Annotated in this window: 12 protein-coding genes and 1 pseudogene; 5 read left to right on the top strand and 8 right to left on the bottom strand. The window is 41.9% G+C overall.

All coding sequences use genetic code 11. From position 1 onward, the window contains the following. Positions 1-589: hypothetical protein (locus BCU07_RS18790; protein WP_413286178.1), on the top strand; the 589-nt coding region annotated here is incomplete at its 5' end. 128 nt (positions 590-717) lie between these two features. Continuing rightward, complete coding sequence (locus tag BCU07_RS18785; protein WP_102427891.1) at positions 718-1,422, top strand: hypothetical protein; 705 nt, start codon at positions 718-720, stop codon at positions 1,420-1,422. Positions 1,423-1,727: 305 nt separating this feature from the next. Here the strand turns inward: BCU07_RS18785 and BCU07_RS18780 are convergent. The 4 genes and pseudogenes from BCU07_RS18780 to BCU07_RS18765 form a co-directional block, all read right to left on the bottom strand. Next, positions 1,728-2,012, bottom strand: a pseudogene (locus tag BCU07_RS18780) (DUF3653 domain-containing protein); the annotation flags it as partial. 596 nt (positions 2,013-2,608) lie between these two features. Then, positions 2,609-3,955, bottom strand: a complete 1,347-nt coding sequence (locus BCU07_RS18775) for an ISNCY family transposase (protein WP_102427886.1) — start codon at positions 3,953-3,955, stop codon at positions 2,609-2,611. 302 nt (positions 3,956-4,257) lie between these two features. Next, positions 4,258-4,569 (bottom strand): stress response translation initiation inhibitor YciH, encoded by a 312-nt coding sequence (yciH, locus tag BCU07_RS18770; RefSeq protein WP_008221404.1) that lies wholly within the window; start codon positions 4,567-4,569, stop codon positions 4,258-4,260. 3 nt (positions 4,570-4,572) lie between these two features. Next, on the bottom strand, positions 4,573-4,941 hold the full coding sequence (locus BCU07_RS18765) for a DUF3319 domain-containing protein (RefSeq protein WP_017060095.1): 369 nt from the start codon (positions 4,939-4,941) through the stop codon (positions 4,573-4,575). A gap of 100 nt (positions 4,942-5,041) precedes the next feature. Here BCU07_RS18765 and BCU07_RS18760 point away from each other — a divergent pair, with 100 nt between their 5' ends. Continuing rightward, positions 5,042-6,010, top strand: coding sequence for a tyrosine-type recombinase/integrase (locus BCU07_RS18760; RefSeq protein ID WP_102427925.1), 969 nt, complete (start codon positions 5,042-5,044; stop codon positions 6,008-6,010). Between the two features lie 155 nt (positions 6,011-6,165). Here the strand turns inward: BCU07_RS18760 and BCU07_RS18755 are convergent, their stop codons facing one another. Together BCU07_RS18755 and BCU07_RS18750 are read right to left on the bottom strand one after the other, a co-directional pair. After that, a complete protein-coding gene (locus BCU07_RS18755; RefSeq protein ID WP_017064584.1) occupies positions 6,166-7,161 on the bottom strand; it encodes a D-alanine--D-alanine ligase in 996 nt (331 codons plus the stop codon). A 179-nt stretch (positions 7,162-7,340) separates the two neighbouring features. Beyond that, positions 7,341-7,904, bottom strand: a complete 564-nt coding sequence (locus tag BCU07_RS18750) for an SPOR domain-containing protein (RefSeq protein WP_017069919.1) — start codon at positions 7,902-7,904, stop codon at positions 7,341-7,343. A 216-nt stretch (positions 7,905-8,120) separates the two neighbouring features. Between BCU07_RS18750 and BCU07_RS18745 the strand changes: the two genes are divergently transcribed. Further along, positions 8,121-10,802 carry a bifunctional acetate--CoA ligase family protein/GNAT family N-acetyltransferase gene (locus BCU07_RS18745; RefSeq protein WP_102427926.1) on the top strand — a complete coding sequence of 894 codons (2,682 nt, stop codon included), beginning with the start codon at positions 8,121-8,123 and terminating at the stop codon, positions 10,800-10,802. Here BCU07_RS18745 and BCU07_RS18740 read toward each other — a convergent pair. Next, on the bottom strand, positions 10,794-11,681 hold the full coding sequence (locus BCU07_RS18740; protein WP_102427927.1) for a LysR family transcriptional regulator: 888 nt from the start codon (positions 11,679-11,681) through the stop codon (positions 10,794-10,796). The genes BCU07_RS18745 and BCU07_RS18740 overlap by 9 nt on opposite strands. A 222-nt stretch (positions 11,682-11,903) precedes the next feature. On the opposite strand from BCU07_RS18740, the gene BCU07_RS18735 reads away from it, so the two are divergent. Next, positions 11,904-14,051 (top strand): TonB-dependent hemoglobin/transferrin/lactoferrin family receptor, encoded by a 2,148-nt coding sequence (locus BCU07_RS18735; RefSeq protein WP_010429656.1) that lies wholly within the window; start codon positions 11,904-11,906, stop codon positions 14,049-14,051. 358 nt (positions 14,052-14,409) lie between these two features. On the opposite strand, the gene galE is transcribed toward BCU07_RS18735, so the two are convergent. Next, positions 14,410-15,423, bottom strand: a complete 1,014-nt coding sequence (galE, locus tag BCU07_RS18730) for a UDP-glucose 4-epimerase GalE (protein WP_017060088.1) — start codon at positions 15,421-15,423, stop codon at positions 14,410-14,412. Between the last annotated feature and the right edge of the window lie 62 nt (positions 15,424-15,485).

Genomic DNA, 15,485 nt, shown 5'->3' with positions numbered 1-15,485 from the left:
TATTGATATCATTCAAAATGAACTTATTTCCATTGATTACCCTGTAGAAACTATCAAACCATCATTTCATAAGATAAACCATGTGTTCAGCACCATGGACTTTAACTCTCAAGGAGCAATTTTTGCTCAACATATTAATGATGATGTTATTCGAGCGCTTGAACAAGTCAAATGGATTATTGAGAACCCTAATTTAACCAATTTCAACAAAGGGGATATAACAACTCTAAGTGAGTTATGCGAAGAGCTCAAAGCTCTATTTGAAAATATCTCTGATGTTGAGGATATTGATTTTGAACTGAAAGAGTTCTTAGATATCTATATTGCTCAATTAATTACGGGTATTGAAGAGTATCTTAAGAATAATGATATTAATAAGTTAAAGGTGGCTACTACTTCAGCTTTTTCTGTACTTGGTCTAGAACAATCAATTCTAAAATCAGCACAGAGTACTGATGAAGGTAGAGCTTTTAGAACCGTTTTGTTTAAACTTATGGAGTTTATTGGCTATGGTAATAACATAAAGCAACTTGCTGATAATATAAAACTGCTTACAGAAAGTTCAGAAGTCGTGAGTACATTGCTTTAGTATTATAACAAGTAATTTAAAATGTATAACTTTTTTATTTATAATTAATCAACCAATTTTCTGGGTGACTTTCAGTTAACCCACTAACTTAAAGGGCAAGGGGTTGGTTTATAATACAAGGTGAGAAATTGGATATATTGAAAGACGAAAATGAGAGACTACTGTTGATTTTAGGCGGTTTTTCTATGCTTTTGTTGGTCATTTCAGGTGCCCGCTTTCCTTTGGTTGAATATGTTGATGGAACTATCATTGGTAAAACACTTACTTCTACTACGTACATATCTGTTTTTGAAAATATACTGATTGGTTTTCTTACTGCTTACGTATTCTATTTGTTAAATAATTATTTCCCAAAACAAAGACAGAAAAAAGATAACCTAAAGCTTTTAAACTCTTGTGTAGCTTCAATTCTTGATAGCTATAAACGAACTAGGATTTGGGGGCATGAAACCGCTCTTCCTTACGTGAATACAGAATGTTTAGACATCAATTGGCTAAAACAACAAGTATTAGAAATTAAAAAAGCACAAACTAATGCAATGAAACTCAAGTTTACTTTAGACACAGCGCATACACGAGAAAGTGACTTCAAAAATCTTTTACAAATTGCGTCATCCATTTCCCCAGAACATGCTGAAAAATGGCTTGTTTTAATTGATAAAGTTCGTCTGTTGTCAGAGAATTATGGTAAACAACCCGAAGCTTCAGAAAAACAAATGAATCTAGTTCGGATGAGAAGTAAAGAGAGTCCAATGCACTTGTATCATCTTGACCTAGAGTTTCGAATCATGGAGTTGATGGAAGTAACCGTTGAGTGGTTAGAGTTAGAATAGTATTGCGGGTTTAAGAGATATTTCCAACGCTCGAAACTCATAGTTTAAGTTTTGAATGTTACTTACTAATAGTCTTCTTTCTCTATGTAGGTATATATAGTTTGCAAGGAGATAAAAAACCGCCTTATCTAGTTGCTTTCTTCTTGTTTCTCAGCCTGTTTTACTGATTTTTCTTAACTGCCTCTAGGATTTCTTTCATAAGCTCTGGAGGCGCTTTAGGCGCCGTGCGCTTTGTAGAGCAGGGAAGTTGTGCTGCCATATTGTCGCCCTCCATACGTTATTACGTGTGGGTGTTGTACCTGGTCTTATTTGAATTTAGTCGGCGTCCAAGGTTTCGCTGGCATACGACGGCCGCCACGAAATGGCAAAGGATGCTCTTTAGGTGGGTAAAACTTTGGGGAATCAATTCGACCGTGGCGTTCGACGGGCTGACGATGTTCGTCGCGCCATTACGCAAAACTGAGCAATTCTTTCGGATTAAACTCACGTCGTTCAACGTGACCAAGGTAGCACGGTCAAAGTGAACCCTAAATCCATTCCAACGATGATCTAAGGGCCAAGTAACCACGAGCGTGAATGTTTGTGAGTTTCGGTAAAGTAACTTAGTCCATGTGAACATGTCTGTTCGTGACATTACGTAGATCTGAGGAACACAGAGTAATCCAATAATCTAACCAACAAACACAAACTTTAGAGCGAGCTGTAAGTTGAGTTAAAAATTCAGCATGAAAAATTACAGACGAGCTCGTACGAGAAAACTTAACTTGCTTAGTGGATAACACAAAACAGAATTCAACGTGTGCAGCCAACAAGAAACACAGTGGCGTGTGTAAAATCTGAAAAAGAAACGACAGCAATGCCCACAAGGTTTACACACAGCGCGCTGAATCATGAGTACAAAACAGATGTAAGCAGACAGACGGAACAAATGTTCTCGTTGATCGGCTTTGTGTTAACGAATCATGTAGATGTTGGCCACACATATAATGATTGGGTTAAAACAGCGTTTAGAGAATGCTGGTGAACTCAATATGCTTGAGGCACCAGTTGTATTAAGGGTTTAAGAGGAAACGATGACAAGAATAACTTTGGGAAATAGTGACATTACTATTTGGGGTCTACAGTCCGTGTCTGTCAATCCCATTTTAAAATGTCCTCATTTGCCCCAAATAGAAATGTCCCGTTGTTAGGTCTTTCGACTGGAGGCTTTGAATGGTTCGATGAGGACAGGGTTGATGGCTCGAGGGGCTGTTTGAAGGGCTCTTTGTTGTGCACGGCGCTTGGGGGCTTTCTTACTGCGGGTTCGTTGCTGTTGTTGTTCGAATTCTTCTTGTTGTTGCTGAGCAAATTTTAAAACTTGGCCGAGGCGTTTGTTGTCGACGATTTGGGTTTGTTGAACGTGCTCGAGTTTGTCGAAGGTTTTGAATTCGAGTTTTCGATGCCCGTATTGGATGGCGATTTCACCGTTTGGGTAGTCGAGTATCTTGACATGTTCGTGCGCTAGTCGGCTGTTTTCTTCAGTAGGTTCAATGAGATAAATAACCTTATCGTATTGAAATGTCAGCGACTTTGAGAGCTTGCGGGTTTCTTGCCAACTGAAAATATCGTCGAGTTCTTGCTTGGACTCTCGAACCGGACGATGCATGTCTTTTGGGTATTGAGCGGGCTTAGCAAAGCGATGGTTAAAATCGGCGATGAAGTAGGGAAGCCAGGCGTTGGCTTGTTCGATGGTGTCGATACCTTGTAAGCGCATCTCTTTAACCAGTCGGTCTTGCAGCGTGAGGTTGGCTCGCTCAACGCGGCCTTTGGCTTGGGAGCTGTTGGCACAGATGAGTTCTATGGCCAGTTCTTTCAACACGCGCCCGTATTGAGTTTGGCCAACTTGTTTGTGTTTCTCCTGATTCACTCGAAAAATTGAGTGCTTGTCACTGTAAAATGCGATGGGTTTACCGTGCTCATTGAGGTATTCACGCGTGGTCAACATGTAGTCAAATGCGGATTCTGTCTCGCTGAATCTTAGGTTCATCAAACGGCCAGTCGCATCATCAATGAACACCAATAGGCAGCATTTGTCGCTGCGGCCTTCAAACCAGTCATGATGGGAGCCGTCAATTTGGATAAGTTCACCCAAGCAATCACGACGGTAACGAGGCTGATAGACTCGAGGTTTGCGTTGTGAATGTGGAAGCCACAGTCCGTCGGCGATCATCCATTGACGGAGTGTTTCTTTAGAGACGGATAGATTGTGTCGTTCAGTCAGTTTTTCCAGAGCGAACGTTGGTGAGAAGTCAGAGTAATGCTCACGGATAAGTTTCAGTATTTCAATTCTGAAATGTTCTGAGTAGCGTCGATTACTTGGGCGTCCACGCGCTGCGTGTGTAAGACTTTGAGCGCCAAGAGAGACAAGTTGGTTTACCAAACGTCGGATATGACGCGCAGACAGATTCAAAATGACAGCAGCGTCAACTTGACGTAGTCGTTTTTCACGTACGTCAGTAAGCACCTTGAATCGCTGAATATCTTTTTCACTCATAGTAATAAGCATCCGGATAACTCCTAAGCAGACCAATATAGGTAAGCTTAGGAGGACATTTTAAAATGGCTCAAACCGGACATTACTAAATTGCTCTAACAAGCTCAGTGCGTATTATGTACGTTATGTTAAATTGATTTTGATGTTTATAAGGCAGGTATCTTTGTGTGATGCCCTGCCTTTGTATTGTGCCGATATTCTCTAATTTATACTGTGTATTTAACCATACTGGCTATTTACCATAAAATACCTAATAACCAGTGATAATAATCTTCGATTTTAACCCTGGTATTAGTTAGAGATTAACCGCCAGCAAATTTAACTTTGTAGCCTTTCTTTTCAAGGTGCGCTTTGATCTTGTCGCGCGCGTCACCTTGAATTTCGATGTTGCCATCTTTTACTGAGCCACCGCAGCCGCAAACTTTCTTGAGTTCTGCTGCCATTAGTTTTAATGGTGCGTCATCTAGGTCTAAGCCAGTTACGACAGAAACGCCTTTGCCTTTACGGCCTTTGGTTTCTTTTTGGATTCGAACGATACCATCGCCTTTAGGACGTTGGACTTTCTCTTCTTCAGGCTTAATGCGACCTGTTTCTGTTGAATATACTAGGCTCATAATTTACTTCTTTTGTTGCTCTGCTTTTTGTTTTGCGAGTAAGTAAGCTTCTATATGGCGTTGGATTGCAACCTTGCCGCCTTTGATTAAGCGACCGTTAAACATGCAATACCACGCATTAGGCTCACCGGTGTCATTCTTGATTTGGTAGCCGTTGAAGTTTTCAGTCGAGCCACCAGTTCCTCTCGACTTATTTAATGACATGAATTCTTTTGGATCAATAATAGATGCGGTATCAATCCACCAATCAATACTCTTTTTCACGGCAGCTAGGTTGCCCTGAATAACGTTGTTTTTTAACTTAGCACGCCAAACTGTGTTGTTAGCATCTATCGATTGAAGATGGACGCTTCGGTAAATTGAATTAGCCATATCTATTAATCATCTTTCTGTTTTCACTGCATTAATCATAAGTATACTAATAATGATATCAAGCATAATATGGTAAAAACACCTGTCGAGGTATGGTAATTTGAGAAAAAAAGTCCCTATTTTAACTGACTCTGTGATAATTAATTCATTTGTTGAAAAATTAAACAGCAACGCGACAATAGAAATTATAGATGAGTTGACAGGATTTCAATACTCTCGCAATTCACTGTTGGGCATTTACAGTGATTGGAATCGCTATCATGCGTTCTGTACCAAACATCGTATTAACACACTTCCCGCATCTATAACCGCTGTTCGTCGTTTTCTTGAAACGGAGTCTAACGATAGAAAATACGCATCGCTAAAACGTTACACTGCAACGCTTAGCATGTTACATACTGTGTTGAGCTTTGCTAACCCGATCAAGCACAGGCAAGTTCGCTTTACCCTACTCCACTTACAATCTCAAATGGCCGGTGACGCTAAACAAACCAATGCTATGACATCTGTGCATCTCACTGATTTGAATACGTTACTCTCCCATGAGAAAGCAAACCTGAAAGAGATCAGAGACATTGCTATTTATAACGTGATGTTCGAGTGTGCTTTAAAGCGCTCAGAGCTTAAGTTGTTATCGATGAGTGATGTTAAGTACGTTGAAGATCATTACCAAGTAACAGTCAAAGATTCGGCTTATCAGTTGTCACAAATAGCCAGTGTTGCACTTCAACGTTGGCTTTCGTTTACTGGTATACAAGATGACTTGCCAGTATTTCGTGCGATAGACAAGCATGAGAATATTGGTTTGCAGCCTTTAGATGATTCGTCCATCTATAGGATATTGAGAAGAGCTAGCGACTTACTTCAACTGCCAGAAAATCACCATTTCTCTGGAAATTCGATTCGTGTTGGTGCTGCACAAGAGTTGTCGAAACAAGGTCTTAAGGTGAGAGAGATTCAGGACTTTGGTCGTTGGCTTAGCCCGGCAATGCCAGCTCAATATGTCGGTTTCACGGGAACGGCTGATAGTGAGAAGATGAAGTTTAAGGCGTTAATACCTTGGCAATGACGGGTCGCAGATTACTTGGATATTACTATTTTGATATAAGTTATGGTTAAAACGATATTTGTAAAAACGGTTAGCGTTAAAAACAAAAAGCGCCTTGGCGAAAGCTCAAGGCACTTGTTGGTTCAGCTCTAAGTGAACGAAAACGAGTTAGAAACCTAAGAAAGGCTTGTTCTCACGCAGTTTTCTAAGAACTGGCTGAATTTGTGGCCGTCATGCTCAACCATTTTAGGGAACATGGAGATTGGCGTCATACCTGGGAAGGTGTTGACTTCGTTCAGGTAGATTTCGTTGTCTTGCGTTAAAAAGAAGTCGATACGAGACAAGTGACGAAGCTTCATCTGGGTGAAGACTTTTCGTGCGCTGTCTGCAATCAATTCACGCTGTTCGTCAGTTAAATTACTTGCTTCAACTTCAGTGATCGAGTGGCTGTCTGCACTGTACTTCTCTTCGTAAGAGTAAAATGCGCCATTCGGTGCAATCACCTCACCCGGCTTGCTGATGTGTAGCTCGCCATCGATTTCATAAGCAGCAATTTCTAGCTCTCTAGGCACCACTGATTTCTCAACCAATACTTGGTCCGAGAAAGTGAACGCCTTGTTGATAGCCTCGCTTAAATCTTCTACTTGGTTAACTTGGTAACAACCTACAGAAGAACCTTGACGAGCCGCTTTCACAAACACTTTACCCCACTTTTCAAATGCTTGAGTTGCTTGTGAGTGAGCTTGATCATTGTTGTCTGATAAGAACAGGTACGGCGTGTTTGGAATACCAAGTGCGTCGTACCAAAGCTTTGACGTGATTTTGTTAAAGCTGTTGTTGCTTGCTTCTGGACCACAACCTAGGTATGGAATTTTAGCCATTTCAAACAGTGATTGAATGTCACCTGTTTCACCTGGGAAACCGTGTATGCAAGGCACAATGAAATCGACTTTAGATGCTAAATTGTCACCGCGTAAGGTTTGGTCGTTAATATCAAGATAAACCAATTCACCTGAATCAAGACACCAGCCTTCGTTCTTAATTTCAACTCTTACAACGTTAAAATCTGCAACGCTATTAAGTTGTTCAAAAAGGTAATTGGCTGAAACTAAAGATACTTCATGCTCTGAAGATCCACCGCCGCAAAGTAGAAGGATGTTTGTGGTGTTCATGGGTAAATTCGGTCCTTGAAACTAGGAGTACTGACTTCAATGATAAACAAAAGTCGAGATAGGTACAGTGTTTTGATTGTTAAAATTGCGTTCGAAAGATCGAGCGATTAACTATTAAACAAAACAGCGAGTCTTAAAACAAAAGAAGGAGCATTTGCCCCTTCTTTATGAATCAAAACTTAGTTCAACTTGTTAAGCGTTGGGTATTCAGAGTTCTTGATGTCATCAATGCTCTTAACGAACGGCTTCAAGTTTTGGAAAGTGTTCGGTAGTGTTGAGATTGCCTTTTTAGCTTCTAAGCGTGTTGCGTAGTCACCATAAAGTACCGTGAACCACTTAGTGCCGTTAACCATTTTGTAGTTTTCCCAAACTGGTTGAGAAGTCGTAGGTAGCATTTTCACGAAAGAATCGACTTTACTTTGGCTGCCAACAGCAACAACTTGAACTGTGTAACCAAAACGTTGGTTCATGTCTTGTTGTTTCTTGGTTGGGCCTGTCACTACTGCAACTGGCTTAGCTTGAGTCGTTTGAGCGACTTTCTGTTCAACAGGTTCGGTTCTGATAACGTTGACAACATTTTCTTCAACAACGCTTGTTTGCTCAGATTGAGATACAACTGGAGCTTCAACTTTTGCCGTTTTGTACTCTTCTTGATAACTATCTGAAGTGACATTGGTAACGTAGTCGTCAGATACACACGCAGCCAAGAGCAGTGGCAAAGTCACAATTGCAAATTTTTTCATGGAAAGCTCTATATCCTTAATAATAATTACTATAAATCATGCCGATACGTCGGTTTAGAATCAAGTTAACTTTGGGATTATACACCATTAGTGGGTGACCTATTTCACAAACTTTATGCAGTGTTTGCTTATTCATCTGAATTCGGTGAATTTGCCATCAACCTGTGAGTGCAAAGTAAGTTACGATGAACTTACGTGCATTGCTAGGATATGTCTATGAATCATCTTGATCCCCTACTTAAACCCCGTTCAATCGCTGTTGTTGGTGCTTCTCAACGAGAAACACGCGCAGGATATATTGTTATGAACAATTTGTTGCATGGGGATTTTAAAGGTGCGGTGATGCCGGTTACGCCGAAATATGATTCAGTGGCCGGTGTGCTTTCTTACAAGAACATTTTGTCGTTACCGATTGTTCCTGACCTCGCAATCTTGTGTACCAATGCGACCCGTAATGTCGCTATTTTTGAAGAACTGGCTGAGAAAGGTATAGCCTCTGTCATTGTGCTTTCTTCAGACATGCAGCAAGAAAGCGATAATGGTGAGACGTATGATGAACGATGCCTAGCGATTGCCAAAAAGCACAACATTCGAGTGTTGGGTTCCAATAGTTTGGGGGTGATTGTTCCTTGGTTAAATTTGAACGCCTCATTCTCTCCAGTGACAGCATTACCCGGTAAGATCGCCTTTGTTTCTCAGTCGGCAGCTGTGTGTACCACTATTCTCGATTGGGCTAATGACAAAGAGATCGGTTTTTCGGCGTTTATCTCTATAGGCAATGGTAGCGATATCGAATTCTCGGAGTTATTGGATTATCTCAGTACCGACTCTCACACCGAAGCGATATTGCTTTATGTAGACAGCATTACTGATGCGAGGCGCTTTATTTCTGCAGCGCGTGCGGCTTCGCGTAACCGACGAATTTTGGTGTTGAAAGGCGGTCGAACGGCGAAAGGCAGAGCCGCAGCAATGGCTCACACTGGCGGTGCCGACACATTAGATATTATTTATGATTCCGCAATCCGACGCAGCGGCATGCTACGAGTTAAGAACTTACATGAACTGTTTGCTGCGGTAGAAACACTGACTCATTCAGTACCATTGCGAGGCGAGCGCTTGGCTATTGTTACTAATGGTGGCGGCCCTGCGATTATGGCTGTGGACACCCTATTTGACCGCGGTGGTAAGCTCGCAGAGTTTTCAGAAGAGACACTTGATAAGTTGAACAAGGTTTTGCCATCGAGTTGGTCTCATAGCAATCCTATCGATATTGTCGGCGACGCTGGTGATCAACGTTATATCGACACTATAAACATCTTACTCGATGGCGATGAAGCAGACGCGATTCTTATCATGCACAGCCCTTCAGCGGTCGCACATTCCGCTAAAACGGCAGAACGAATTATTGAAGCGATTAAGAAGCACCCTCGCCACAAGCGCTTTAACATCCTGACGAATTGGTCTGGTGAGCTAACAGCAAGGCCCGCACGAAAGCTGTTTACCGAAGCGGGTTTCCCAACTTATCGGACCCCTGAAAGCTCTGTGGTCGCATTCATGCACTTAGTCGAGTACAGACGTAACCAACGTCAGTTAATGGAAACGCCGACCACTGCAGAAAAAGTACACATTGAAGATCTAGCAGATGCGAAAGGTTGGATAGAAAGAAAACTACTGGATAAAGATACAGTTAGCCTTGATACTCACCAAAACAGTCAGTTTTTCAAGAGCTTCAACCTCGATGTGTTACCAACTTGGATCGCTTCTGACCCAAGTGAAGCGGTACACATCGCTGAAACGATCGGTTATCCCGTCGCAGTAAAATTACGTTCGCCGGATATTGCACATAAGTCAGACGTACAAGGCGTGATGCTCAATTTGCGAAACAGCAGTGAAGTTGCCAATGCGGCTCAGGCAATTCTCGATCGTTCTCAATTATCCTTCCCTACAGCAAACATCCACGGCTTGTTAATTCAAGGTATGGCTAAGCTCGCGGGCGGCCAAGAGTTGCGTATTAAGGTTACAACAGACGAAACCTTCGGCCCAATCATATTACTTGGACAAGGTGGTTCGGAGTGGGATGAGTCGATTGATGCCGCAGCTGCTTTTCCACCGCTCAACATGACACTGGCGCGTTACTTGATTATTCGAGCGATAAAAAGCGGCAAGATTCGTCTACAAAAACTCCCTAACCCCATCGATATAGAAGGTTTGTCTGAGTTATTGGTACGTATATCGCAAATGGTAGTGGATTGCCCTGAAATACATGATTTGGATATCCATCCAGTACTGGCCAATGGTGACAAGTTCACGATATTAGATGCCGATATCATCTTGAAAGCGTACGAAGGCGATCCACAGGAACGTCTTGCGATTCGCCCTTATCCGGTCGAGCTTGAAGAACGTATCCAGCTAAAAGATGGAACCGAAGTGTTGTTACGCCCTATTCTTCCCGAAGATGAACCGCTTCATGCTGACTTCATTAACCGTGTGTCTAAGGAAGATCTCTATAAGCGTTTCTTTAGTGATGTCGGTGAATTCAATCATGAGGCGTTGGCGAATTTCACTCAGATTGATTTCGATAGAGAAATCGCCTTTGTGGTCGTTCGCGAGGAACAAGGCGTTCCAGTGATCATCGGCGTGTCCCGTGCGCTGATTAACCCTGAGAACACAGACGCCGAATTCGCAATATTGATTCGTTCTGACCTTAAAGGTGTTGGTCTAGGTCGCATTCTTATGACCAAGGTTATCGATTACTGCCGTGCGAAGCAGACCAAGCAGATGTCGGGTATGACGATGCCAACCAATAGAGGGATGCTGACACTAGCTCAAAAGCTCGGTTTTAAGCTAGATATCAGTTTTGAAGATGGTACTGCAGATATGGTGTTACCGTTACTTTAACGCCCATGTCTTTTTAAGATGTTGGATACACCAAGACTTGGCGTCGCCCATTTTGTTGCGTCGCCAAGCCATAACAATATCGATCGGTTGTGGTTCTGTACCGGAGATCTGCTGTAGTACGCCAGATTCAATCAAAGGTTTAGCGACACTATTCGGTAAGGTGCCAATCCCTAGTCCTGATGTCAAAGCCTCTACTTTCGCAGGAAAGCTCGTCACGGTTAAACGTGGCTGTTTCTCTAGAATATTGATGCTTAGTGCTGGCTGATCGCGTGCGGTGTCTGCAATGGCAATAACCCTGTAACTTTCTCTCGCCTTCTGATCGAATTCACCAGAACGCTTGTGAACATAGTGGCTTGATGCCGCGACCCACACCATCTCCATTTTACCAATTACGTCACTTTTCATATCGTTTGGAATTGTCTCGAGCTTAGGGCATATCAATAAGTCAGCACGACCATCTGTGAGAGATTCCCAACAACCCGCTAAGATTTCCTCTTGCAAACGAACGCGTGTTTTACTGATTTTTCCTAGTTCATCTACCAGTGGGAAAAAGTTAGCAATCGGGATAATGCCATCAAAGGCGATAGTTAGATCTAGCTCCCAACCATTAGCAAGAATACTCGCATCGTTAACGAGTTGTTCAGTCGCACCAAGAATTATCCTGCCTTGTTCTAGTATTAACTGCCCCGCTTCCGTGAAATTTGCACGATGCCCAGACCGATCAAAAATCATGATGTCTAGATCTTGCTCCAACTTCTGAATTTGGTAACTCAATGATGATGGCGCTCGGTCCATTTCATTCGCTGCTGCGGCGAAACTTCCACGACGATCGATAGCATCTAGTATGTGTAATGCTTCAAGTGTTATTGGGCTATGCATAGCTTTCCTACTATAAATTGAGATTTACATCACAAAAACAGAAGCATTCACAAAATGAATGGAACTGAATAAGTCTTTTTAATACAAGTGATTAAGAGCATTAATTATGAATTAGTTGATAAAGTTGAAAATTAATTAAATGCAAATAATAGTAATTATCATTTAGATCCAATATCATCTTCGCAAATCAAGATAATACTATGTAACTAAGGTAACTATCAGATGTATAAGCAATCCCTACTCTCTGCTTCAATCGTTTTAGCGCTTTCATCAACGTCAGCCTTTGCTGAAGATTATGCCCTATTTGATGAGGTTGTTGTATCCTCGACGCGCACGAATCAAACACTTATCAATACAGCGGCTTCTGTTGCAGTCATCTCCGATGAGCAAATCGAAGAGAACATGGCAAAAAATGTTAACGAAATCTTCGAATACACTCCAGGTGTAACGATGAACTCGAGCTCTCGACAAGGTGCACAAACCATCAACATTCGTGGCATGGAAGGTAAGCGCGTAAAGATTTTAGTGGATGGCTCATCGCAACCAGGTTCATTTGATGGTGGCCCTTACGCATTTATTAACTCTAGCGGTATTTCAATCGATCCCGATATGCTGAAAAGTGTCGAAATTATCAAAGGTGCGGCTTCAAGTTTACACGGAAGCGACGCTATTGGTGGTGTTGTCGCCTTTGAAACTAAAGACCCTTCTGATTTCTTAAAAGATGGAGAAGACTTTGGCGGTCAAGCGAAACTGTCTTACTCTTCAGAAGATAACTCTTTCAGTGAGCACGTTGCATTAGCTAATCGATTCGATGATCTAGAAACATTGGTAGCCTACACTCGTCGAGATGGTGAAGAGTTGCAAAACTTCCGTAACCCTAACGACTTAGAGAACTACGCTGTAGAAGGTCAAGATACTTCAGCAGATAATCTTTTGGTTAAGTTGCAATATCAGTTAAACGAAAGTCATCGTATCGAGTTTTTAGCTGAGCTAATCAAAGATACTTCAGACTCTGACATCTACCACTCAAGCTACGATAGCTATACAGGTGCTGATGACACAACGCAAAATCGATTCGCTATTAAGCACATTTGGTTCGCTGATGGCACAATTGCCGATACTGTAACGAGTAAAGTATCGTACATTTCTAAAGAAGAGAATGGTGTAACTAAGCGCTTTAAACCTGCAGGCCCAGGTATGCCACCTTGGGTACCAGCTAACAACGACAACTTACAAACAAAAGACTACGAGTACACTGAAGATAAGCTTGAAATCGAGACTCAGCTAGATAAAGAAATTAACAACCATTACCTAGTGTATGGTGCAACTTATACACATAGTGACATCAGCAACACCAATATGGAGTATAACTCTGATCCTGCTACTGATAACCAACTTTATGTATATACTCCAGATGCTAAGGAGCAAAAATTTGGCTTGTTTATTCAAGACGAAATTAGCTTAGTGAATGACAAACTTATTGTTACCCCTGGTGTACGCTTTGACTATTTCTCAACTGATCCTGGTAACAACACCACTGAGACGTTGAGTGATTTCTCAGATTCTGCGGTAACTGGTCGTTTAGGTTCAACATACAAACTTACAGATACAGGCACTATTTTTGGCCAAATTAGCCAAGGCTTTAGAGCCCCTTCTTTTGATGAACTTTACTATACATATGATAACCCTGGACATGGGTACGTAAATGATCCAAATCCAGATCTTAAATCAGAAACCAGTATTTCATACGAGCTAGGCTATCGTCACAACACTCAAGCTTCATCATCTGAAATCGCGGCCTACTACAGTGACTACGATGACTTTATCGAGACAGTGGTTACGAAAAAGGTTGGTGGAACAACGCACTATTCTAACGTTAACTTGGATTCGGCAACGATAAAGGGGATTGAATTCTCGAACACGTTACTTTGGGATGTCTTGGTTGGTGCGCCTAAGGGTATTTCAACTCACTTCGTAGCTTCATACACAGAGGGTGAGGACGGAAACGGAAATGCACTAAATAGTGTTAACCCTTGGAATGCGGTGTTAGGTCTTAACTATGATGCGCCAAACCAAAATTGGGGTACTAGCGTTAAGTTAAACTACACAGCTGACAAATCTGGTTCAGACATCAACTTCGATGACGAAAGTGGCGGTAACGCAGGCCAGGCTGAGCTTCCAAGCGCAACAGTTGTTGATTTAACAGCTTACTACAAACCAATGAAGGATCTGACGATTCGTGGTGGTGTGTTCAACTTAACTAACGAAGAGTACTACCGTTGGAATGATATTCGCGGTGATGATGAACTTTACAAAGAGAACACTCAAGCGGAAAGAAACTACGGTATTTCAGCTAAATACGAATTCTAACTCGTTAGAAAACTTAACGACAGAATCTGATACAGCAGAAACTAAAAAGCCAGCTTAATTGCTGGCTTTTAATTTATTTCACTAAAAAATTGTATAAAAAAGGTAATAAGTGAAATTACTTCTCTGCCATCTCTTTTTTAACCATTACTGCAGCAGCAACGATGAAAGTGATGATTAGGCCTAGTTCCATGATTAACTCCAAAGAAAATTAACATTAAACATATAATTCGCGAGCATAATAACACAGCGGATACAGAATGATACTTTTTAACCACTAATTTACTTTTTATTCGATTAAGATCAAAAAAGATGCCCGAAAGCATCTTTTAATTTTTGAATCATTCACGAAACCACTAGGTTAACCAGGGAATCCATTCGGGTTTGTTGACTGCCAGCGCCATGTATCTTCGGTCATTTCAGCCAATGTGCGGCTTGCATTCCAGCCCAGTTCTTTCTGAGCTTTAGCTGGATCTGCCCAACACTCTGCGATGTCACCAGGACGGCGTTCAACTAGCTTGTAAGGGATCTCTTTACCGCTTGCTTGTTCGAATGCTTTAACCATGTCTAACACACTTGAACCGTTACCCGTACCAAGGTTGTAGATATGAAGACCGTCTTTGCACCCTACTTTCTCAAGCGCTGCGATGTGGCCATCAGACAGATCCATTACGTGGATGTAATCGCGAACGCCAGTCCCGTCTTTTGTTGGATAATCGCTACCAAATACAGATAGGAATTCACGGCGGCCCACTGCTACTTGAGAGACAAATGGCATTAGGTTATTTGGGATACCTTGCGGGTCTTCACCTAGCTCACCACTTGGATGTGAACCTACAGGGTTAAAGTAACGCAGCAGTGTAATGCTCCAATCAGGATTGGCTTTTTGGAAATCGGTTAAACACTCTTCAACCATTAGTTTACTACGACCATATGGGTTGGTAGCGCTTGTTGGGAAGTCTTCAGTAATTGGCACACTTGCAGGATCACCGTATACCGTTGCTGAAGAGCTAAATACCAAGGTTTTTACACCCGCATCACGCATTGCATCAACAAGAACTAAAGTGCCGTTTACGTTGTTGTCGTAGTATTCAAGAGGCTTTTCCACAGACTCTCCGACGGCTTTCAGACCAGCAAAATGGATAACCGCTTCGATGTTGTGTTGCTTCATAGTTTCAGTCAAAAGCGCTTTATCACGAACGTCACCTTCAATGAAGTTGGGACGAACGCCCGAGACTTTTTCGATGCGCTCTAGAACGCTTGGTTTGCTGTTGTACAAGCTATCAAAAAGTACAGGTGTCATACCTGCGTTGATCATCTGGATACTTGTATGGCTACCAATGTAACCCATGCCACCTGTAACTAAAACATTCATGCTTAGCAGACCTTTTAATTAAAAATATTCAACCTATCACTTATGATACAACAACTTAGGGT

The organism is Vibrio sp. 10N.261.54.E10, assembly GCF_002877735.2.
Taxonomy (GTDB): Bacteria; Pseudomonadota; Gammaproteobacteria; order Enterobacterales; family Vibrionaceae; genus Vibrio; species Vibrio crassostreae_C.
This window is presented reverse-complemented; position numbering and strand designations above follow the sequence as displayed.

Bases quoted from the DNA above. Each gene is read 5' to 3' on its own strand.
- BCU07_RS18775 (WP_102427886.1), bottom strand. From the start codon at position 3,955: ATGAGTGAAAAAGATATTCAGCGATTCAAGGTGCTTACTGACGTACGT.
- yciH (WP_008221404.1), bottom strand. From the start codon at position 4,569: ATGAGCCTAGTATATTCAACAGAAACAGGTCGCATTAAGCCTGAAGAA.
- BCU07_RS18765 (WP_017060095.1), bottom strand. From the start codon at position 4,941: ATGGCTAATTCAATTTACCGAAGCGTCCATCTTCAATCGATAGATGCT.
- BCU07_RS18755 (WP_017064584.1), bottom strand. From the start codon at position 7,161: ATGAACACCACAAACATCCTTCTACTTTGCGGCGGTGGATCTTCAGAG.
- BCU07_RS18750 (WP_017069919.1), bottom strand. From the start codon at position 7,904: ATGAAAAAATTTGCAATTGTGACTTTGCCACTGCTCTTGGCTGCGTGT.
- BCU07_RS18745 (WP_102427926.1), top strand. From the start codon at position 8,121: ATGAATCATCTTGATCCCCTACTTAAACCCCGTTCAATCGCTGTTGTT.
- BCU07_RS18740 (WP_102427927.1), bottom strand. From the start codon at position 11,681: ATGCATAGCCCAATAACACTTGAAGCATTACACATACTAGATGCTATC.
- BCU07_RS18735 (WP_010429656.1), top strand. From the start codon at position 11,904: ATGTATAAGCAATCCCTACTCTCTGCTTCAATCGTTTTAGCGCTTTCA.
- galE (WP_017060088.1), bottom strand. From the start codon at position 15,423: ATGAATGTTTTAGTTACAGGTGGCATGGGTTACATTGGTAGCCATACA.